23 protein-coding genes are annotated in these 18,940 nt (G+C 34.0%); 12 read left to right on the forward strand and 11 right to left on the reverse strand.

Going from position 1 to position 18,940, the window contains the following annotated elements; all coding sequences use genetic code 11:
• Nucleotides 1-4 precede the first annotated feature (4 nt).
• From era to CQA62_RS02995, 5 genes are all read right to left on the reverse strand, one after another.
• Entirely contained in the window at nt 5-901 is an 897-nt protein-coding gene (gene era / locus CQA62_RS02975; protein WP_104724362.1) for a GTPase Era, read from the reverse strand.
• The gene (hslU, locus tag CQA62_RS02980; RefSeq protein ID WP_104724360.1) at nt 901-2,229 is read right to left on the reverse strand and encodes an ATP-dependent protease ATPase subunit HslU; all 1,329 of its coding nucleotides are present in this window, start codon (nt 2,227-2,229) and stop codon (nt 901-903) included. Before hslU ends, era begins: the two co-directional genes overlap by 1 nt.
• On the reverse strand, nt 2,226-2,771 hold the full coding sequence (hslV, locus tag CQA62_RS02985; protein WP_104724358.1) for an ATP-dependent protease subunit HslV: 546 nt from the start codon (nt 2,769-2,771) through the stop codon (nt 2,226-2,228). Before hslV ends, hslU begins: the two co-directional genes overlap by 4 nt.
• A gap of 2 nt (nt 2,772-2,773) precedes the next feature.
• Nucleotides 2,774-3,220, reverse strand: coding sequence for a 50S ribosomal protein L9 (gene rplI, locus CQA62_RS02990; RefSeq protein ID WP_104724356.1), 447 nt, complete (start codon nt 3,218-3,220; stop codon nt 2,774-2,776).
• A 147-nt stretch (nt 3,221-3,367) separates the two neighbouring features.
• Nucleotides 3,368-3,895 (reverse strand): hypothetical protein, encoded by a 528-nt coding sequence (locus CQA62_RS02995; RefSeq protein WP_104724354.1) that lies wholly within the window; start codon nt 3,893-3,895, stop codon nt 3,368-3,370.
• Between the two features lie 93 nt (nt 3,896-3,988).
• Here CQA62_RS02995 and CQA62_RS03000 point away from each other — a divergent pair, with 93 nt between their 5' ends.
• From CQA62_RS03000 to CQA62_RS03020, 5 genes are read left to right on the forward strand one after another with little or no spacing between them, the layout of a single operon-like run.
• Nucleotides 3,989-4,426 carry a molybdopterin synthase catalytic subunit gene (locus CQA62_RS03000; protein WP_104724352.1) on the forward strand — a complete coding sequence of 146 codons (438 nt, stop codon included), beginning with the start codon at nt 3,989-3,991 and terminating at the stop codon, nt 4,424-4,426.
• Nucleotides 4,427-4,912 carry a molybdopterin-guanine dinucleotide biosynthesis protein B gene (mobB, locus tag CQA62_RS03005; RefSeq protein ID WP_104724350.1) on the forward strand — a complete coding sequence of 162 codons (486 nt, stop codon included), beginning with the start codon at nt 4,427-4,429 and terminating at the stop codon, nt 4,910-4,912.
• The gene (gene mog, locus CQA62_RS03010) at nt 4,909-5,436 is read left to right on the forward strand and encodes a molybdopterin adenylyltransferase (RefSeq protein WP_104724348.1); all 528 of its coding nucleotides are present in this window, start codon (nt 4,909-4,911) and stop codon (nt 5,434-5,436) included. Before mobB ends, mog begins: the two co-directional genes overlap by 4 nt.
• A gap of 10 nt (nt 5,437-5,446) precedes the next feature.
• Nucleotides 5,447-5,926, forward strand: a complete 480-nt coding sequence (gene moaC, locus CQA62_RS03015; RefSeq protein WP_104724346.1) for a cyclic pyranopterin monophosphate synthase MoaC — start codon at nt 5,447-5,449, stop codon at nt 5,924-5,926.
• The gene (locus tag CQA62_RS03020) at nt 5,923-6,171 is read left to right on the forward strand and encodes an HTH domain-containing protein (RefSeq protein ID WP_104724344.1); all 249 of its coding nucleotides are present in this window, start codon (nt 5,923-5,925) and stop codon (nt 6,169-6,171) included. The genes moaC and CQA62_RS03020 overlap by 4 nt, the downstream gene beginning before the upstream one ends.
• Nucleotides 6,172-6,298: 127 nt before the next feature.
• On the opposite strand, the gene CQA62_RS03025 is transcribed toward CQA62_RS03020, so the two are convergent.
• Both CQA62_RS03025 and CQA62_RS03030 read right to left on the reverse strand, forming a co-directional pair.
• The gene (locus CQA62_RS03025) at nt 6,299-6,859 is read right to left on the reverse strand and encodes a DedA family protein (protein ID WP_104724342.1); all 561 of its coding nucleotides are present in this window, start codon (nt 6,857-6,859) and stop codon (nt 6,299-6,301) included.
• 9 nt (nt 6,860-6,868) lie between these two features.
• Nucleotides 6,869-9,010, reverse strand: coding sequence for a TonB-dependent receptor (locus CQA62_RS03030; RefSeq protein WP_104724340.1), 2,142 nt, complete (start codon nt 9,008-9,010; stop codon nt 6,869-6,871).
• Between the two features lie 124 nt (nt 9,011-9,134).
• Between CQA62_RS03030 and CQA62_RS03035 the strand changes: the two genes are divergently transcribed.
• Nucleotides 9,135-9,869: a HugZ family heme oxygenase gene (locus tag CQA62_RS03035; protein WP_104724338.1), complete on the forward strand. Its 735-nt coding sequence runs from the start codon at nt 9,135-9,137 to the stop codon at nt 9,867-9,869.
• Here CQA62_RS03035 and uvrC read toward each other — a convergent pair.
• Both uvrC and CQA62_RS03045 read right to left on the reverse strand, forming a co-directional pair.
• The gene (gene uvrC, locus CQA62_RS03040; protein ID WP_104724336.1) at nt 9,866-11,524 is read right to left on the reverse strand and encodes an excinuclease ABC subunit UvrC; all 1,659 of its coding nucleotides are present in this window, start codon (nt 11,522-11,524) and stop codon (nt 9,866-9,868) included. The two genes, CQA62_RS03035 and uvrC, sit on opposite strands and share 4 nt — an antisense overlap.
• On the reverse strand, nt 11,503-12,006 hold the full coding sequence (locus CQA62_RS03045; RefSeq protein WP_104724334.1) for a hypothetical protein: 504 nt from the start codon (nt 12,004-12,006) through the stop codon (nt 11,503-11,505). Before CQA62_RS03045 ends, uvrC begins: the two co-directional genes overlap by 22 nt.
• Before the next feature lie 98 nt (nt 12,007-12,104).
• Between CQA62_RS03045 and CQA62_RS03050 the strand changes: the two genes are divergently transcribed.
• The gene (locus tag CQA62_RS03050) at nt 12,105-13,553 is read left to right on the forward strand and encodes an L-aspartate oxidase (protein WP_104724641.1); all 1,449 of its coding nucleotides are present in this window, start codon (nt 12,105-12,107) and stop codon (nt 13,551-13,553) included.
• On the opposite strand, the gene CQA62_RS03055 is transcribed toward CQA62_RS03050, so the two are convergent.
• The gene (locus tag CQA62_RS03055) at nt 13,537-14,049 is read right to left on the reverse strand and encodes a NanQ anomerase/TabA/YiaL family protein (protein WP_158653681.1); all 513 of its coding nucleotides are present in this window, start codon (nt 14,047-14,049) and stop codon (nt 13,537-13,539) included. The two genes, CQA62_RS03050 and CQA62_RS03055, sit on opposite strands and share 17 nt — an antisense overlap.
• 126 nt (nt 14,050-14,175) lie before the next feature.
• On the opposite strand from CQA62_RS03055, the gene CQA62_RS03060 reads away from it, so the two are divergent.
• The 5 genes from CQA62_RS03060 (at nt 14,176) to CQA62_RS03080 (ending at nt 18,236) form a co-directional block, all read left to right on the forward strand.
• Complete coding sequence (locus tag CQA62_RS03060) at nt 14,176-14,667, forward strand: ferritin (RefSeq protein ID WP_104724330.1); 492 nt, start codon at nt 14,176-14,178, stop codon at nt 14,665-14,667.
• Between the two features lie 111 nt (nt 14,668-14,778).
• The gene (gene ribA / locus CQA62_RS03065; RefSeq protein WP_104724328.1) at nt 14,779-15,369 is read left to right on the forward strand and encodes a GTP cyclohydrolase II; all 591 of its coding nucleotides are present in this window, start codon (nt 14,779-14,781) and stop codon (nt 15,367-15,369) included.
• 9 nt (nt 15,370-15,378) lie between these two features.
• Nucleotides 15,379-16,614: a molybdopterin molybdotransferase MoeA gene (locus CQA62_RS03070; RefSeq protein WP_104724326.1), complete on the forward strand. Its 1,236-nt coding sequence runs from the start codon at nt 15,379-15,381 to the stop codon at nt 16,612-16,614.
• 11 nt (nt 16,615-16,625) lie between these two features.
• Nucleotides 16,626-16,853 (forward strand): MoaD/ThiS family protein, encoded by a 228-nt coding sequence (locus tag CQA62_RS03075; RefSeq protein WP_104724324.1) that lies wholly within the window; start codon nt 16,626-16,628, stop codon nt 16,851-16,853.
• Between the two features lie 312 nt (nt 16,854-17,165).
• Nucleotides 17,166-18,236 (forward strand): tyrosine-type recombinase/integrase, encoded by a 1,071-nt coding sequence (locus CQA62_RS03080; protein ID WP_104724322.1) that lies wholly within the window; start codon nt 17,166-17,168, stop codon nt 18,234-18,236.
• Between the two features lie 5 nt (nt 18,237-18,241).
• On the opposite strand, the gene CQA62_RS03085 is transcribed toward CQA62_RS03080, so the two are convergent.
• Nucleotides 18,242-18,934, reverse strand: coding sequence for a di-trans,poly-cis-decaprenylcistransferase (locus CQA62_RS03085; protein WP_104724320.1), 693 nt, complete (start codon nt 18,932-18,934; stop codon nt 18,242-18,244).
• Between the last annotated feature and the right edge of the window lie 6 nt (nt 18,935-18,940).

An 18,940-nucleotide genomic window follows, 5' to 3' on the forward strand; every position in this document is an offset into this window, starting at 1 on the left:
AATTTTAAAAATCAAAATCGTATCCAATTTTTTTAAGCCCTTCTTTGGTTTTACTCCAATTTTTTTGTGCAAAAACATTAAGTTTGAGGAATATTTTTTTTTCTTCAAGAGATTCTAGCTTAAGTCGAGCATTTTTACCTATGCGTTTTATTGTCTTTGCTTCTTTGCCAATAATCATTGCTTTTTGACTTTCTTTTTCAACAATAATTTTTGCATAAATTTTATTAAGATTAGGTGTTTCAATAAATTTTTCAATCACTACATCACTCTCATAGGGAATTTCATCACTAAGATTTTCAAATAAGCTTTCTCTAATAATTTCTTTGTAAATTTCTCGCATATTACTTGTTGTAAGAATCTCCTCATCATAAAGAGGAGGGGAGGAGGGGAGATGCTTTGAAATACACTCAAGAAGCTCCTTTGGATAAAATGACCCCTTACATTCTGTAGGGATAAGGGCTAAAAACTTATTTTCAAACTTTTGATATTCAGCCATTTTTTTTAAAATCACCTCTTTGCTAACCTTGTCGCATTGAGTGAGTAATAAAATATGAGGCTTACTCTTTGAAAGCTCCAAAAACTCTTCATAAAATTTAAGATCATCATATGCAGGTGCTAAGAAAAGATTGAGATCACAATCTCCCATCGCTCTAAGAGCTTCTTGGAGCATGAATTGATTGAGAAGTTTTTCTTGTTTATGAATCCCAGGAGTATCCACAAAGATGATTTGTGAAATCTCTCCATCATCCATTGTGTGATTAATAATGAAATTCATTCTTTTTCTTGTAGCATTTGCTTTATGAGAAACTAGGGCTAGATTTTGCCCACAAAGAAAATTAAGCAAGGTAGATTTCCCTGCATTAGGTCGTCCTAAAGTAGCTACAAATCCAGATTTACTCATTAAAGGATATATCTCGCTAAATCTACATTATCAACTAGATGTTGCAGTTTTTCTCTTACCAGTTCTTGAGTAATAATAATGGTTTCTCCCTTGTGTTCATGGGCACTAAAGCTAATTTCTTCTAGGACTTTTTCAATCGTTGTATGCAAACGTCTTGCTCCAATATCTTCAGCTTTTTGATTGGCATTAAGCGAGAGGTGTGCTAATTCTCTAATTGCCTCATCGCTAAATTCAAGTTTGACTCCCTCGGTTTCTAGGAGGACTTGGTATTGTTTAAGAATGGAGTTTTTGGTTTTTGTAAGAATTTGCACCATTGCTTCTTCGCTCAAACTGTCAAGTTCTACACGTAAGGGAAATCTTCCTTGAAGTTCAGGGATAAGATCACTAGGCTTGCTTAAATGAAATGCACCTGCTGAGATAAATAGAATATGATCAGTTTTAATTTGACCATATTTTGTATGCACGCTACACCCTTCGACAATAGGAAGTAAATCTCTTTGAACTCCTTCCTTGCTCGGATCATTTCTTGAGCCATCTTTATTTCCCACAGCAATTTTGTCAATCTCATCAATAAAAATAATCCCCCCTTCTTCAGCTCGTCTAAGGGCTTGGGATTTGATACTTTCTTGATCGAGCGTTTGCTCTATTGCTTCATTTTTAAGAATTTCCTTAGCTTCTTTAACACTTAATTCTTTTTTGATGCTTTGGTTAGGGGCAATGATTTTTACAATCGATTCTTGAGCTTTAAGCATCTCTGGAGGAAGATCAAGGTCTGAGAAATCACTTTTTTTCATAATCTGGATTTCAACCTTAAGATGATCAACTTCTCCTTTTTGCACTCTTTGCTTCATCGTCAAAAAGCTAATATCATAATCTCTTTTCTTTTCTTCTGTCGCACCATTTGGAAGAGGGGGAAGAAGTTTTTGAGTAATTTTTTCATTAATATAGTCTTGGATTTTTTCTTGATTACTTTCTTGAAGCTCTTGTTGGACTAGATTGTATGAAACTCTCACAAGATCTCTAATCATGGATTCCACGTCCCGTCCTACAAATCCCACCTCTGTGTATTTACTAGCTTCTACTTTGATGAAGGGGAGTTTAAGTATTTTTGCCATTCGCCTTGCAATTTCTGTTTTTCCAACCCCAGTAGAACCAATCATTAAGATATTTTTAGGCGTAATTTCTTCTTGCATATCTTTAGGAAGCAAGAATCTACGATAACGATTTCTCAAAGCAATAGCAATAATCTTTTTTGCATCTTTTTGTCCAACAATGTATTCATCAAGATATTGAACAATTTGAGGAGGGGTTAAATTTTGCTCTTTCATTCTAACTCCAAGATTTTAATATTTGTATTTGTGTAGATGCACAACTCACCTGCAATCTGCAAAGAGTGTCTAACAAGCTCTTTGGGGTGGAGTGAAGCAAAGCGGTCTAGTGCTCTAGCTGAACTCAGCGCATAATTTCCTCCACTTCCAATAGCTGCAATTTTTCCATCTTCAGGTTCTACAACATCACCTGTCCCACTTAAAATATAGATATGCTCCTTATCCAACACAATCATCATTGCTTCAAGTTTGCGAAGATAACGATCCTTTCTCCACTCTTTAGCAAAATCAATGATACTTTTGAGTAAATCTCCTTTTTTGGCTTCTAAAATTCTTTCAAACATATCAAAAAGTTGAAAGGCATCCGCCGTACTTCCTGCAAAGCCACTTAAAATTTTTCCATTATAGAGTGTGCGGATTTTTGTGGCATTTCCCTTTAAAACACAATTTCCAAAAGTGACCTGCCCATCTCCACCAATAATTGCATAACGTTTACCTTCAAATTCTCCACAATAGCCAAGTATCGTTGTTGCTTCAAACACTCCTACTCTCCTTCAACAATAAGCATAAAATTTGCATGGATTCCATTTCCAAGATTTGCTGAGATTTCATACTCGCCTATGTGCTTGATTTGAGAATCTAGCTCAATGTGTTTTTTATCAATCTCAATCTTATGAGAATTTTGGAGTGTTTGAGCGATTTCATCTTTTGTAATCGCTCCAAAGAGAACGCCATTTTCACCACTTTTTTTACTGATGATCACTTTGATATCTTTAAGAGTTTTTGCCAATGCTTCTCTTTGATTTTGCTCCAAAGCAAGTTGCTCTTGTTTGTTTTTTTGCTCAGCTTTATATCGGTTAAGAACTTCATTTGTTGCTAATTTAGCTTTACCCTTTGCAATTAAAAAATTTTGACCATACCCATCTTTAACTTCTACAACTTCTCCCTTTTTTCCAAGTGAAGAAATATCTTCAATCAATAAAACTTTCATTTTAACTCCTTTTTTGAAGTTTTGTTTATTTTATCAAAAACTAATTGTAGGAAGAAAACAAACAATCAACGAGTTTTATCAAAATTCTTTTTTATTAAAGGTGAAAGGAAAAAGAGGGAATGTTACAAAACCAAGAAAGAGGTTTTCTTAGTTTGATTGGAGGGTAGAAATAAAGCTTTTGAGTGCCAGAAGTAAAGAATTTTTCAGAGCATTAATCTCATCCTTTCTTGAGATTTTATCCTTTCCTCCTAGTCCTAAAATTTCTTTATCTTTTACTTCAATGCTTGATTGTCCTACTTCTTGTCGGATTTGTTTATCGTTACTGATACTGAGTGTGACTTGTGCATTAAGAGTGTGCGTATTCTCTGAACTTAAAATTTGTTTATCAATAGTATTATTGATTTTAAGATCATAAGTTACATTCAATGCATAGGTATTTTCTTGAGCTTCAGTGACAATTTCGAGGCAATTTGTCGTATTGATCACTTCAAGCACATAATCTTTAAATTCCCCTTGAGAAATTGTCGCATTCCCTTCTTTTTTGACAATATTTTGCAATATAATTGAAGCAATCGGTGCTTGGCAAAGTTTCTCTTGTGTGAAGACAATTTCTTTTTGCGCACATCCTAAAAATAATAATACTCCTGAACAAAGCGTAAAAATATGAGTTTTCATCCTTTCTCCTTTTAATGTCTAAAGTGTTGATAGAAAAATCAAAAAGAAATATTATATATAATTCATAATTACATTTCTTATAAAGGTTTATTGATGTTGGAGCTTTTTAATGGGGCAGTCCCTACAAGTGAGATTTACATAAAATGGGAAAGAATGGCGAGAGAAAACAATTTTGGTGCATGTTGTATTTTTACAGGGGTTGTACGAAGAGAAAATGGAATTGATGGATTAAGTTTTGATATTTATAAACCTTTATTAAAACAATGGTTTAATCAATGGGAAAATAGGGCAAAGGAAAAAAAAATTATTATATGTATGGCTCACTCAATTGGTGATGTCCCTAATGGTGAAAGTTCTTATATGAGTGCCATTCTCTCCTCAAATCGCAAGATTACCTTGGAGTTATATGCAGAGTTTATAGAGGATTTTAAACATAATGCCCCAATTTGGAAATACGATTTAAAAAATGGCGAGAGAATTTATGCCAAAGAGAGAAGTTACACACTCAAATATTCTGGGATTTTAGGCTAGATGGCAAGAGTTGTAGGATTTTGTGGAATAAGTAATAGTGGCAAGACCACTTTAATAGAAAAACTCTCCTTATTATTGAGGCAAAAAGAAAAAAAGGTTTTTATTCTTAAACACGATCCCAAAGATAAGGCTAAGTTTGATACGGAGGGAAAGGATAGTTATCGTTTTTTTCAGAGTGGAGCGGATGTGGCCGTGTATTCTCCAAATAAAACAATTATAATGATTCAAAATTCCTCTCCCACTCTCCAGCAGATTATAACCCCCTTTCTTAAGGAGTGGGATTATATATTCATTGAGGGATTGAGGGATTTAAAGGAATTTGAAAAAATTTTAGTTGCACGTGAGAGGATTGAGCAAGGCTATGAAGAAGGGGTAAAAGCTTTTGCGCTCAAAAATATTGCCAAAGTTGGAGAGAATGTATTGGATTTAGATAATATCTCCCAAATTTTAGAATGGATTAATTTACACATTAAGGATGAAAAATGATAAAAGTTGGAATTATTGTTGCGAGCGATAGAGCAAGTAGCGGAGTTTATGAGGATATTTCGGGTAAGGCGATCATTGAAGTATTAAGTCAATTCATCGCCAATGAGTGGAAATATTATTATGAGGTGATTGCTGATGATTATGACAACATTGTAGCGATGATGAAGAGAATGAGTGATCTTGATGGATGCGATTTGATTGTAACTACAGGAGGGACAGGACCTGCACCCAGAGATGTGACTCCAGAAGCAACACAAGCTGTATGTGAAAAAATGATGCCCGGATTTGGAGAACTAATGAGGGCAACAAGCCTTCAACATGTCCCTACAGCAATTCTTTCACGCCAAAGTGCAGGAATTAGAGGAAAAAGCCTCATTGTCAATCTTCCTGGAAAACCAAAGAGTATTAGAGAGTGTTTAGAGGCAGTGTTTCCAGCAATCCCTTACTGTATTGATCTAATCGGTGGGGCTTATATTCAAGGAAATGAAGAGCATATTAAAGTTTTCCGTCCCAAAGTAAAATAAAGGAGAAAAGATGAAGCTCACACATATTAACAAAAATAATCATCCCACAATGGTTGATGTGGGAGAGAAGCAAAATACACATAGAGTGGCTAGTGCAAGTGGAACGATTACAATGAGCAAAGAGGCTTATGAAGCACTTCTTAATCAAACAGCTAAAAAAGGACCCGTGATTCAAACAGCAATTATTGCAAGTATTATGGGGGCTAAAAAAACAAGTGAACTTATTCCAATGTGTCACCCTATTGCAATTCACTCTGTGGATGTTGAGGCAGATTATGATGAAAGCAAATACGCAATCACTCTAAAAGCCACACTCAAATGTGATGGAAAAACAGGGATTGAAATGGAAGCACTGACAAGTGTATCCATTGGACTTCTTACAATCTATGATATGCTCAAAGCGATTGATAAGGGAATGAAAATCTCAGATATTGCACTGGATTTTAAGAGTGGGGGAAAGAGCGGGGAGTATAGGAGAGAGGTTAAATGACAATTAAAGACAGATGTTATGAAATATTAAAAAACCATAAGAAGCCAATGACACACGCAGAGCTTGTAGAAGCATATATTCTTGCGTATCCCCTTTATTCTCAAAATCATAATCAAACCAAAAACTCATCTAAAGTAAAGATTTCAGGGACGATTCAATCTCTTCTTCAACAAAATTCCTCTCACCCTAGAATTGGGATTGATTACAGCTGCTCTCCTTATAAATATTTTATAAAAGAAATGTAAGGGGTGGAGGGAATTATTGCAAAAGATAGGAGAATGATTAAATGATAAGAGCGGCATTGTTTTAGGTTTAAAGTGAATTACTTAAGATTTTAAGTCCTAGGTTTTCAAACTTTTAAAGTTTGAAAACCTATTTTGCAATCTCCTTTTTTCTTGTTTTGCTTTTAAATAATAAAATCCCTATAAACACCGCACATACGATAATTGAGCCTAAAATATATCCCCATTGATCTTGTAAAAGTTGTAAGATTGCATTTGAAGCGAAGAAACCTATACAGCCCATAATAATCCCCCAAAATAGGGATGAAAAACTATTCCATAACCAAAACTTCCACAAAGGATATGAGCTCAATCCTATAGCAATAGGCACAAGGCTTTTAATTGCATAAATATATTTACTCAATAAAAAAACACTGACGCCATATTTTCTAAACCAAAGAGAAACAATAAGAGTTTTTCTTTTCCATTTTGAAGATCTAAAAAAATGTTTATTGCATCTTGAAATATAGGCCAAAATCATGCTTCCACAGATATTTCCACAAGAAGCAATAAGAATACTTAAAAATAAATCAAGTTTTCCAAGTGAAGAGAGAATTCCTGCACTTACAATACCTAAAAATGATCCTCCAAAAGAGGAGAAAAACAAAATGACATACCCATAAAGCTCAAGTTTTTGTAAAATTGCCTCCATACCCCCTCCTTAAAACTTATAGCGTCCATTGATAAAATAGCTTCTCCCCTCTGCAATTAAAAATGCATACCCTGTAACTTCATCACTCTTGTCCTTGTTGTAGAAACTATAATAAAGTGTATCGGCCACATTTCTCACCCCAAAACTCAAAGAAAATCCTTCATAGGTAAAATCCATTCCAATATCAGTAAGATTGTATGCAGGAATAGTATTTTGGGCAGTATCTCTCTGTGTTCCAACAAATGAGCTAGAAATCCAAAGATTCCAATGCTCCACAAAGCGATAATTTGCTGAAAGTGTGGCTTTATATTTACTCACATAGGGAATGATTGAGCCCTTAGCAATACTTTCAATTCCACTCTCTAAAATTCTTGCATCGATGTAGGAAAAACTTTGTGCAAAACTTAGTATTCCATCTAAAAAATTCTGCTCACTTGCAAGCTCTACTCCTGCTCTTTGAGTGAGTTTGTAGTTGCCCACCTTAAATCCGTTTCCTGTATGTGCACTTCCAAGAGTGTAGATTTCATCATGAGTAAGAGTATAAAAACCTGTCATAAAAAACATTGCATATTCATTGACAAAAAACTTTGCCCCTAATTCAAAGGTATCAAATGTTTCGGACTTAATATTGGTATCTAGATATTCACTTTTACTTCCGCTTCCGTTTCTTGAGGTGAGATTGTCAGGATTAGGGGATCTAAAGCCTCGCTCATATTTCCCATAGATATCTCCAAATCCAAAATCATATCTAGGAGTAACCTCTAAGGCATAGTTGTGTCTAAGACTAGAAATAGACTTATAGAGAGAGTAGGGTGGGAATGGCATTGGTTTTCCCATTTGGATATTCATATCATTATATAACTCTCTTTCTCCTCCATATAAAGCTAGTTCATATCTTGCCCCTCCTGTGAGAGAAAAATCATTATTAAAGTTATAGCGTTCAAGAAGGTAGAGAGAATTTATCCATTTAGATACATTGACTTGCGTATTAATGAGATGATGATACCCTGTAAGTGAAATTTGTGATGAGCCACTAGGAGGAAGAGCGATGTTTCCATTCCAATTAATATCTAATTTTAAATTTCTCTCCCCTTTTTGATAAATACTCTCTGCACCCACAATAAGCTCTCCATTATGATGGGTATAGGTGTATTTGGCCTGAAGTCCAATTTTTTCATCTAAAAAAGAACTCCCATCTTGTGAAATATGAGTGTCTTGGAGAAAAAACTTTGCATAGTTATAATCCATAATCTGTAAATTCTTCTTATAACCCAGTTTGTAATAATGAAAAAAAGCTTTAAGATCAAGTGCATGATCACTGCCAAATTTTGCCTCATATCCAATACTTTGAGAATATCTATTTTGTGTACTGATAATTTCCCCATTTCCAGCTTTTGCTCGATCACTTTTACTTGGAGAAGAGATAGCACTAAATCTTAAAAGTGGAGTAGTATTTTGCAAACTTGTAAAATAAGAAAAATCTGTATAAATTGAATTTGAAGAGTTAATATCCCAAGTCAAACTTGTATTTATATTCCCTAAATGACTACTGTCTTTATCCCGATATCCTTGAGTATATTGATAATTCCCTCCAATTGTGTAATAAAATTTATCAGCAATTTTATCAGCAATTTTTGCATCCAGTTTTACACGATTTCCATTAGAATAAGAGTATTGTGTACCAAGAGAAGAATAAAGTTTTTCATAACGCCTTTTTGTAGTGATATTCACCACTCCACCACGCGTTCCATTTCCATACATCACAGCTCCACCACCAGCTAAAATTTCAATATTTTCTATTTCATCAGGAGAAATACTATTTAGGGGTGTTACACCATGCGAAGAATCAAGCATATTCATAGAAATTCCATTAAAAAGTATTTGAGTATTGACATTTGAGCTTGCTCCTTGTCCTCTTAAATCAATATTGGCACCCAAACCAAAATCTGAGAAAGTTACAAAGGGGAGGGAGGAAAAAATGGATTTAGTATCTTGAAACCCCTTATTCTTGATGAGTGTAGAATCAATCACATAGACATTGCGATTAAGATCATCTAACTTATATTGCATGCCATTGACTTCAACAGTATGAAGTTCTATTTGCTCAAGAGAAAAGGCAAGACTCATGGGTAAAAATAATATTTTTTTCACTTAAACTCCTTATTATTGTAAATTTTTATTTTGTAATAGTATCAAAAATAATAACTATTCTTATAATTTAGTGTGATATAATTTTAAACGTAAATTTATAAATTTTTTTGATAAAGGAATAAATATGATTGAAAGAATTATCTCTCACATGAATGATCATCATAAAGAGGAGCTTATAGGATTAGCCAAAAGATTTGGTGGTGTGAATGAATGCAAAGAAATCTCTCTTGCATCAGTGGATCTAAAGGGACTAGATATTTGCTGTGATGGTAAAAATATAAGGGTAGATTTTGCAAAAGAGGTGAGTGCTGATGAATTAAAAGATGCCATTATTGCACTTTGTACATCCATGCCTCATCAAGATGTTAAGCAAGAAATGCTTGAGTTTAGAAATAGCTTTGGCTCAATTATTCTCTCAACACTCTCTAAAGAAAATTTGCCTATTGTTTCTTATGCACCATTACTTAAATATAAGGGAAGATTTTTTATCTATATTAGTGAGGTTGCAGACCATTATGCTTCATTGCGTGCAAATCCCAATGCTTTAGAAGTTTTGTTTTTGGAGGATGAATGCAAAGCAAAATCTGTAATTTTGCGCAAAAGATTAAAATATAAGGCAAGTGTTGAATTTAAGCAAAAAGATGCTGAATTTGAAGAAATTTTTTCTGCATTTGAAGAATCTAATGCATCTGCAGGAGGCTTAAAAAGTATAAAAAATATGAAAGATTTTCATCTTATTGAGCTTTATTTTAAAGAAGGACGATTTGTTAAAGGGTTTGGTGGAGCTTATGATATAGATTTAGAGGGCAATCTTACTGCGGCACAAAGTGGTAATCCCCACCAATTCTCAAAAAATTAATTTTGGGGGATAAGGCTTTTTGTTTTGCTTTTTCTATGGAAAGTAATTGCAAAGCGATGAGCCTCATCTCTGAGCTTTTGAAAAAAATGCAAACGTTTATCACTTGGTAAAAGCCTAAACTCTTTACATTCTTCATCTATATATGCTCTTAAGATATCTCTTGCTCTCCCCTTAGCTCTATGGGCTTTATGATCTAATTTTTCTTTTGAAATTGCAATAACTCCAATATTCACCCCTGCACTTTCTAAAACCTCTTGTGCAATATGAATTTGCGCTTTTCCCCCATCCAAAAGCCACAAATCTGGAGGAGAAATTTGATCAAAATTTTTGGCTCTACGGATAAGCATTTCTCGCATCTGAGAGTATTCATCACTCCCTTGCAAATGATAGTGTCTATAAGAGCTTTTAACAAACTCACCATTATCATAAACAATCATTCCTCCCACATTATTCTCTCCTGAGTGATGGCTTGTATCAAAGACTTCAATACGTTGCGGAAGATATTCAAGCACAAAGAGTTCTTTAAGGGCAAATTTAATCTCATATTCACAATCTTGAATTTTTAAAATCTCCCTTGCATTTTTATAAGCAAGATCAAGCAGTGCTTTTTTATTACCTTTTTGGGGGAAGTAGAGTTTGATTTTTTTATCTGCAAGCCATTGGGAATATTCACTTATTCCTTCCTTAATTTCTGCTGGTAAAATCAATCCTTTTGGAGGAATGGGGAGTTCTTTTTGATAGTGATTAATCAAAGCTTGTTGGTAGAGTGAGAGTTTTTGCTCCCAATCAAGAATGTGAGAATGCAAGGGAATTTTTTCAAAATCACTTGAAATAATTCTTCCCTCTCTCATATAGAGTTTAAGTAGAAGGGCAAAATCTTGATTGTGTTCAATGGCAAAAATATCCCAATTCGCATCAGGAGAATGTAAATCAATACTTGATTGCATTGTCAGTGAGGAGATTTTTTTGATTCTTTCTCTTAAAGTAATAGCTTCCTCAAATCTCTCTTGTTCTGCAAGTTTAAGCATTTTATCTTCAAGACTTGCCAAAAGAGATTTCTTATCTTTAAGATAAGAAATTGCAAGGTTAAGAAGACTTTGGTATTGCTCTTGGGTAATTTTTCCCTCACAAGGGGCTTTACATTTTTGAATCTGATAGAATAAACAGGCCTTTTTCTCTCTTAAGCATCCTTCTTTTTGCACAAGTGGCACGATATCATAAAGACTTTCTAGCACTTCCTTACTCCCAGTGCAAAATGGTCCAAAATATATGCTTGATTTTCGCTTAATTCTTGTAATTTTAGGACGTGGAAATGCTGAGGTTGTATCAATATAAATGTAAGGATAGGTTTTATCATCTCTAAGTAAAATGTTATAACGAGGTTTAAGTTGCTTAATCAAAGAATTTTCCAGTATCAGTGCATCTATTTCATTGTTTACGACAATTGTTTGAATACTTGCAATTTTTAAGACCATATTATGAATTCTTGGACTAAGATTAGAGCTAGGGCTTGCATCTGTAACTTTAAAATAACTTCTTACTCGTTTGTATAAATTTTTTGCTTTTCCTACATAAAGCAACTTTCCTTTCTCATCATAATATTGATAAATTCCGCTTTGCTTAGGAAGTGTTTTTAGAGTTTGGAGGATTGACATTTTTGTAAAATTGCCTTTCTAATTTGCTCAAATAGTTTATAGAGCTTGGGATGTGTAGCTTGGTTAAGAAATTCACCCTTTGCTTGTTCTGGAAAGCTTTGAATATAAATTATTTCTATTTTTTCACTATAAATTGCATAATTTTTTCTGGCTTTAAAATATTTACCTTGAGTATTTTCTTTCAAAGCTTTAGGATAATAGAAGATAATTTTTTTAGTTTTGCTGATTTTGGGAAAAAACTCTTTCATAGCATAAAGAGTATGAAGAATATGACTAGAATGATAAGTATTATATTCTTGGATAATTACAGGATTTTTAAGAGCAAAATATAAATTTTCTCCTCTTTGAAAACCAAAAGCTATATACTTACGTATTTGTATTGGGAGTGATGAGATGAGTTTATTGATCTCATCAAAGACTCCAATCTTTTGGAATTGAGATTTTTCTTTAATAAGGGAGATAATAGTATGAGAACTTTTCATTGCATAATTTTAACATATACTCTTTTGCTTTTGGGATGTGGATACAAAACAACTCCAGTGTGGGTAGATTCAAAATCAAAGCAAGATCAACAAATAAAATGAAATACGATGTTGTCATAGTTGGGGCAGGAGTAGGGGGGTTGTATTGCGCGATGAATCTTCCTAAAAGTCTTAAGGTTCTTATTGTATGCAAGGGCGAGCCTTGGGAATGTAATACTTTTTATGCTCAAGGAGGGATCAGTGTGGCTGTAGATGAAGATGATGTAGCTGTACACATTCAAGATACTCTGGGGGCTGGAAGTCATACAAACAATCTTTCAAGTGTGAACTATCTCTGCAATGCTTCTTTAAATCTTATCAAAGACTTTGAAAAAATTGGATTAAAGGTAGATAGAGATAAAGAGGGGAGAATTATGTATGCTAAAGAAGGAGGACATCAGAAAGCAAGAATTGTGCATTTTAATGGTGATGGAACAGGAAGGCATTTACACACTCATTTAATTACACATTTACAACATCCCTTATGGAAACAATCCAGTGTTGTAGATTTGCTCATTGATAATGAAAAATGCTATGGCATCAGCTTGGAAAGTAGGGGGGAGATTCATCGAATCTATGCGAAATGCGTTGTTTTAGCAAGCGGGGGTGTAGGTGGATTGTATCGATACCATACAAATGCCTCAACAATTAGCGCAGAAGTGCAGGGAATGATTTTAGAGCATTATGGAAAGCTTAAAGATATGGAAATGATGCAGTTTCATCCAACCGCCTTTACTCTTGCCAATACTGCTAGAAAACCTTTAATCAGTGAAGCTGTAAGAGGTGAGGGTGGAAAAATTATAGACACAAAGGGAAGAAGATTTTTATTTGATTATGATCCAAGAGGAGAACTTGCGCCACGCGATATTGTTTCAAGAGGAATTTTTGATTACACGATGCGAAACAAAGAACAAGCATTTCTAGATCTTTCAAGTTTTACTCAAGAGAGCTTTCAAAAGCGCTTTCCCAATATTTATCATTCCCTTACTTCTCATCGCCTTAAAATCCCAAATGATAAAATTCCTATTTCTCCGGCATTCCATTATTCAATGGGGGGAATTGCCGTGAATGCAAAGGGTGCAGTATGTGGGATTGAAAATCTTTATGCACTTGGCGAATGTGCTAATAATGGCGTACATGGAGCCAATCGTTTAGCATCAAATTCCCTGCTTGAAGGAATTATTTATGGAAAATGTGTGGCAGAAGAAATACTTGCTCAAAGTTTTGGGGGGGAGAGCAAACAAATTTTTCCACCCTTAGATGAGCCACTCATGATTGAAAATGATATTAAACTCAAAGAATTTTTAAGAGGCATAATGTGGGAAAAGGTGGGGATTGTGAGAAGTGTTGAGGGGTTGAATTCTGCTCTTGGTGGAGTGGAGGCAATGCTTCAATCTAATATTGGACGAATGTTGAAGCTTCGTTTACTTTGCGCAAAAGAAATTATCCTTCAAGCTCTCCAAAGAAAAGAGAGCTTGGGAGCACATTATATTATAAGCGATGCTTGATATATTTTATTGGAACTTTAAAGATTGCTTTTTTAACAAGTTTTCCCATATCCTCCTTGTATCCAATTCCTACACCATGAATATCTTCAGGAAATAAAATTACCATTTCTTTTGGATTCATTCTAAGATAGTTTAGAGCAGATTTGGGGGTATATACTTCCAAATCTTTATCTTTGTTATAAACTTGAGTGAGATTAAATTTATCCTTACTTCCAATTAAGTATCCTTCAAATCCTTCAACAACGATTTGAAAATCAATATACTTCTGATGAGATTCAAAAAAGCCATCTTGTTCACTTTTGAGTGCATAACAAGAAGCATTGTAAAACATGCCGTAATTTAAATCTATTCGATGATTTTCTCCACATTGAAGTGCTTGAATTTCCTTAAGCCTCTCTCCAGAAAAAATACTCTCAATATTAATGAGCAGATATTCAAGTTCTTGAGTTTTAGTAAAGAGAAGTTTAAGATCCTCTATTCTTCCAAAAATTGCCACTTTTCCTCCTTCTAAAGTCAGATGATTAAATTCTACCAAATATATCTACAGCCTTAAGAGTTTTTGATACAATCAAAATGTTGCCCTACAGTGTTGGTAACAAACACATATTTCAAAGGAGAAACAATGCTCTCAAAAGAAGTAGTTCAAAAACTTAACTCTCAAATCAATAAAGAAATGTTTTCAGCAAATCTTTATTTGAGCATGAGTTCATGGTGTTATTCAAATGGATATGATGGAGCAGGAGATTTTCTTTTCGCTCATGCTGATGAGGAAAGTGCTCATGCAAAAAAATTGATCGTCTACCTTAATGAGACAGATTCTCAAGTTACACTTGAAATGATTGAAAAACCTCAAAATGATTTCAAATCTTTGCTTGATGTTTTTGAACAAACATTCAAACATGAAGTAGAGATTACTACAAGCATCAATGAATTAGTTGATTTTACGCTCTCTCGTAAAGACTATGCAACTTTTAATTTTTTACAGTGGTATGTTTCTGAACAGCATGAAGAAGAGGCCTTGTTTAGATCAATTGTAGATAAACTTAAAATGGTGAGTGACAGTGGGAATGGTCTTTATCTAGCTGATCAATACATTAAAGGATTAGTAAAATAAATACCATACATACATAAAATAGGGGGTGATTTTCTTCAAAAAATAACTTTTTTCTTCAATAAAATGGTATAACACTTATTTTATAATTTAATTACTTTATTAAGGAATAAAATGAAATTTGAAATCTCAAAAACTGCTAATCTTCCCACTACTTTTGGGAATTTTAAATTAACTGCTTTTAGAGAATATACCCAAAATATCCATAAAAGGGAATGCGAGTTAGAGCATTTAGTAATTTGCTCAGACGTTTTGCCTCAGATTCCTTTAGTACGCTTACATTCTGAATGTTTAACTGGAGATGTTTTGAATTCTTTAAAATGTGATTGTGGAGGAGAATTGCATCTTGCACTTAAACTTATTGCAAAGCAGGGGGGAATGCTTTTATATTTGCGTCAAGAGGGGAGAGGAATAGGATTATTTAATAAAATTAATGCTTATGCACTTCAAGATGAGGGACTGGACACAGTAGAAGCTAATGAAGCATTGGGATTTCCTAAAGATGCAAGAAGTTATGAAATTGTGGGAGAAATATTTAAACATTTTAATCTTAAGGAAATCAATTTGCTTACCAATAATCCCAAAAAAATCAACCTCCTCTCTCAGTATGTTAAGGTTAACCGTTCACCTATTATTATTGAACCAAATTGTCATAATAAGCACTACTTAGAAGTTAAAAAAGAAAAAATGGGACATTTACTTTAAAGGAAAAAAATGAAAAGCAATATCAGTTACCAAGAAAGTATTGAGATCTTAAACTCACTCCAAATCCAACCCAAAAGTATTGAGAAGATTTTATTTTCTCAAGCTTTAGGAAGAATTTTGGCTGAGGATATTATTGCTCAAGAGAATATGCCAAAATATCCTACTTCAGCTATGGATGGCTATGCGTTTAATTCTGAGGATATTGACTTGCTTTTTTCAAGTGGATTGAAACTTTTATCCATCAATAAGGCAGGGGAGAGTGAAGAGCAAATTTGTCAAAAAGGAGGGTGTATCAAGACTTTTACAGGTGCAAAAATGCCTAAAAATTGTGATACCTTAATTCTTGTAGAAGAAGCAAAAGAAGAGGGGGGTAAGGTATTTGGACTTACAGGGGTGCAAATTCAAAAAGGTAAATGGATTAGGGCAGTAGGTGAAAATTATTCAAAAGGTGAGATTCTGCTTAAAAAAGGAGGTCAGATTTCTCCTTTTGAAGTTGGTCTTTTAGCTGAGTTAAACCGTGTTTTTGTTTGTGTGTATCTTAAGCCTAGAATTGCGATTTTGAGTGGGGGAGACGAAATCATTGAAGTTGGGGAAAGTAAAAGAGAAAATACAATTAGAAGTGTTAATAATCATCTTATCCAAGCTTTATGCAATTCTATGGGAGTAGAGGGAAGAATCTATCCCTTACTCACTGATAATAAAAGTCAGATCAAAAATCAAGTCAAAGAGGCATTAAGGGAATGTGATATATTAATCACCACAGGAGGAGCAAGTAAAGGAGATTTTGACTATACTCAAGAAGTAATTAAAGAAGTATGTGAAATACAGTTTAAGGGAGTGAGAATGAAGCCTGGAAAGCCTGTGGGCTTTGGGATAAGCAAAGAGGGACAATATATCTTTTCTTTGCCTGGTTTTCCTAACTCTTGTGCCGTAACTTTTATGCTTTTTGTACGCATAGTTTTGGAAAAAATGCTTAGAAGAAACTCAGCTTTAGAACCGATTAAAGCCAAACTTACACAATCCATTAAACGCACAGATAGCCGAATGGAATTTAGAATTTGCAACCTAAGAGTGCAAAATGGAATTTATGAGGTAGGATTTTGGGATAAAAAAACTCTGCAAAGTTCAGTAGTAAATAATTTTTGCTCCACAAGTGCATTAATGATTTTACAAGAGAATGGAACAGATATACAAGAGGGTGAAATGGTAGATATTTTACATCTCGATTCACTCATTAAACTATAAGGAGAGAGAAAATGGCAAAAATTAAAGTGGAGTTCTTGGGTCCAATTGGTCTAGAGGCTAAAGAGTTTGAAGTGCAAGATTTACACGAATTAAAAAATAAACTTCAAGAAATTGAAGTTTTACACGAATGGCTTAAAATCTGTGCAATTGCCTTAAATGATAAAATTATTGAGGATCTTAATATGCCTTTAAGAGATGGGGATCAGCTCGTTTTACTTCCTCCAGTATGCGGAGGCTAATTCCCACATCCATCATCAAATCAAATAGAATAGATTAGAAACGTACACTCACTGTCTTTTACATCTACATTTTGCCGCTTGCCGCTTATTATAGAGTTTTCAATAGAGTTTTCAATAGAGTTTTCAATAGAGTTTTCAATAGAGTTTTCAATAGAGTTTTCAATAGAGTTTTCAATAGAGTTTTCAATAGAGTTTTCAATAGAGTTTTCAATTTGGTTTGAAAATTATGGTTTTCATAACTAAATAGGAATTCTTTTCTCTCAGAAAACTAAACCAAATACTATAATAATAAAAAATAAAAGTGGAGGATCTATGCGTTATACACTTGATTGTCATTGTAATTTTGATTTTACGCTACTCTTTTGGATAACACGTTTTATCCGTTATAAGCTCACAACATTATCAAATAAGAATGTTCAAGATAAACAACGCTTTGCTTTCATGGTAGGGAAACTCCAACGAGGTGTAAAAAATATTGCAGAACTTGAAATAATATGCAAAGAGGCTAGAAATGCTGGATTAATAGGGATTGCCACCTACTCTAACCCACTCTTAAGACTTTATCCCTATCTGTGTGGTTTGGGGTTACAAAGTATGAAGGAAATTGATGAGGAGTGTTTGAGTGATTTTCTTATGATTGAAGGCAGTGGGCTAAGTGCGGCAAGTAAAAAAAATTATCGTATTGCCCTTATTAGTTTCTTTGGCTATATTGATAAACAAAATGAAAGTTCCAATGGACAAAGCTTTGTTTATAACATTGAATTGAAAAATATTGGAGGGATTCGGGGAAAAAGTGGACAAAAACTTCCAGCATATATGAATGAGGCAGAAATACAAAAATTTTTACAATGTATTGATGAATTTGAACAATCAGATAAAATTAATGCTAGAAATCGTCTTATTATTAAACTTATCATTTATACAGGAATTCGTGTAAGTGAAGCCCTTAACCTAAGATTAAAGGATATCTTTCCAGAGGGTGAAGTGTATTTACTTCAAATTCGTGGAAAGGGAGACAAAATGCGTATAGCAATGATTAAGCGTCAACATATTCAAAATCTGCTCAATGCATGGCTTGCTAAACGTAAAGAATTAGGAATAAAAAGCGAACTACTGATTTGCAACCAAAAAGGGAATGCTCTCACCCAAGCTTATATTTATAAGGTCGTTGATAGTATTCTTAGCTATGGAGGAATCTTTAAAGAAAAAATGGGGGCACATATGCTACGTCATAGTTTTGCCACCCTACTCTATCAAAAGAGTCAGGATCTTGTGCTTGTTCAAGAAGCATTGGGGCATGCTGATTTAAATACAAGTCGAATCTATACACATTTTGACAAAAATCGCCTTATGGAGGCAGCTAGCATTATGGATAATCTATAAACCTTTCACAATCCTCCAAACCTTCTCTTTCTTTTTTGATAATCTTTAATAATATTTTCTAACTCATTTGAAGTAAAATCGGGCCAAAGAGTAGAAGAGAAATACAGTTCTGCATAAGAGCATTGCCACAGTAAAAAATTTGAAAGTCTTTGTTCTCCCCCTGTGCGTATAAGCAAATCAACATCACCAAACTCTTTTGTATCCAGATGTGAGGAGATAAGGGATTGGATCTGATCAGTATTCTTCCCCATAATTTCATGAGCTATAGAGCCAATGGCTCGTGAAATTTCATTTCTACTTCCATAATTGAGTGCTAAGACTTGATTTAATCCACTGTTATATTTTGTAACTTCTTGAGTATAGGCAATACGCTCTTTGAGTGGAGTGGAAAACTTTTGCATATCCCCTATAGCAAAAAAGCGAATATTGTATTTTTGATATTTTTCCAGCTCACTTTCAAGATAATCTTTGAGCATTTTCATTAAAAACTCAACTTCATATTTGGGTCTTTTCCAATTTTCAGTAGAAAAAGCATAAAGTGTGAGAGTGTCAATCTCCTTTTGCACGCACCATCGTGTAATCTCATCAACAACTTTTGCACCTTTTTTATGTCCTTCTATACGCTTTTTTCTTCGATTCTGAGCCCAACGTCCATTGCCATCCATAATAATTGCTAGATGTCTGAGTATGTTACCCATCAAGTG

The organism is Helicobacter cholecystus (genome assembly GCF_003364215.1).
Classification (GTDB): Bacteria; Campylobacterota; Campylobacteria; order Campylobacterales; family Helicobacteraceae; genus Helicobacter_G; species Helicobacter_G cholecystus.

What these genes read in the sequence shown, in the direction of transcription:
- era (WP_104724362.1), bottom strand. Translation starts at nt 901, where the DNA reads ATGAGTAAATCTGGATTTGTAGCTACTTTAGGACGACCTAATGCAGGG.
- hslU (WP_104724360.1), bottom strand. Translation starts at nt 2,229, where the DNA reads ATGAAAGAGCAAAATTTAACCCCTCCTCAAATTGTTCAATATCTTGAT.
- rplI (WP_104724356.1), bottom strand. Translation starts at nt 3,220, where the DNA reads ATGAAAGTTTTATTGATTGAAGATATTTCTTCACTTGGAAAAAAGGGA.
- CQA62_RS02995 (WP_104724354.1), bottom strand. Translation starts at nt 3,895, where the DNA reads ATGAAAACTCATATTTTTACGCTTTGTTCAGGAGTATTATTATTTTTA.
- CQA62_RS03000 (WP_104724352.1), top strand. Translation starts at nt 3,989, where the DNA reads ATGTTGGAGCTTTTTAATGGGGCAGTCCCTACAAGTGAGATTTACATA.
- mobB (WP_104724350.1), top strand. Translation starts at nt 4,427, where the DNA reads ATGGCAAGAGTTGTAGGATTTTGTGGAATAAGTAATAGTGGCAAGACC.
- mog (WP_104724348.1), top strand. Translation starts at nt 4,909, where the DNA reads ATGATAAAAGTTGGAATTATTGTTGCGAGCGATAGAGCAAGTAGCGGA.
- moaC (WP_104724346.1), top strand. Translation starts at nt 5,447, where the DNA reads ATGAAGCTCACACATATTAACAAAAATAATCATCCCACAATGGTTGAT.
- CQA62_RS03020 (WP_104724344.1), top strand. Translation starts at nt 5,923, where the DNA reads ATGACAATTAAAGACAGATGTTATGAAATATTAAAAAACCATAAGAAG.
- CQA62_RS03025 (WP_104724342.1), bottom strand. Translation starts at nt 6,859, where the DNA reads ATGGAGGCAATTTTACAAAAACTTGAGCTTTATGGGTATGTCATTTTG.
- CQA62_RS03035 (WP_104724338.1), top strand. Translation starts at nt 9,135, where the DNA reads ATGATTGAAAGAATTATCTCTCACATGAATGATCATCATAAAGAGGAG.
- uvrC (WP_104724336.1), bottom strand. Translation starts at nt 11,524, where the DNA reads ATGTCAATCCTCCAAACTCTAAAAACACTTCCTAAGCAAAGCGGAATT.
- CQA62_RS03045 (WP_104724334.1), bottom strand. Translation starts at nt 12,006, where the DNA reads ATGAAAAGTTCTCATACTATTATCTCCCTTATTAAAGAAAAATCTCAA.
- CQA62_RS03050 (WP_104724641.1), top strand. Translation starts at nt 12,105, where the DNA reads ATGAAATACGATGTTGTCATAGTTGGGGCAGGAGTAGGGGGGTTGTAT.
- CQA62_RS03060 (WP_104724330.1), top strand. Translation starts at nt 14,176, where the DNA reads ATGCTCTCAAAAGAAGTAGTTCAAAAACTTAACTCTCAAATCAATAAA.
- ribA (WP_104724328.1), top strand. Translation starts at nt 14,779, where the DNA reads ATGAAATTTGAAATCTCAAAAACTGCTAATCTTCCCACTACTTTTGGG.
- CQA62_RS03070 (WP_104724326.1), top strand. Translation starts at nt 15,379, where the DNA reads ATGAAAAGCAATATCAGTTACCAAGAAAGTATTGAGATCTTAAACTCA.
- CQA62_RS03075 (WP_104724324.1), top strand. Translation starts at nt 16,626, where the DNA reads ATGGCAAAAATTAAAGTGGAGTTCTTGGGTCCAATTGGTCTAGAGGCT.
- CQA62_RS03080 (WP_104724322.1), top strand. Translation starts at nt 17,166, where the DNA reads ATGCGTTATACACTTGATTGTCATTGTAATTTTGATTTTACGCTACTC.
- CQA62_RS03085 (WP_104724320.1), bottom strand. Translation starts at nt 18,934, where the DNA reads ATGGGTAACATACTCAGACATCTAGCAATTATTATGGATGGCAATGGA.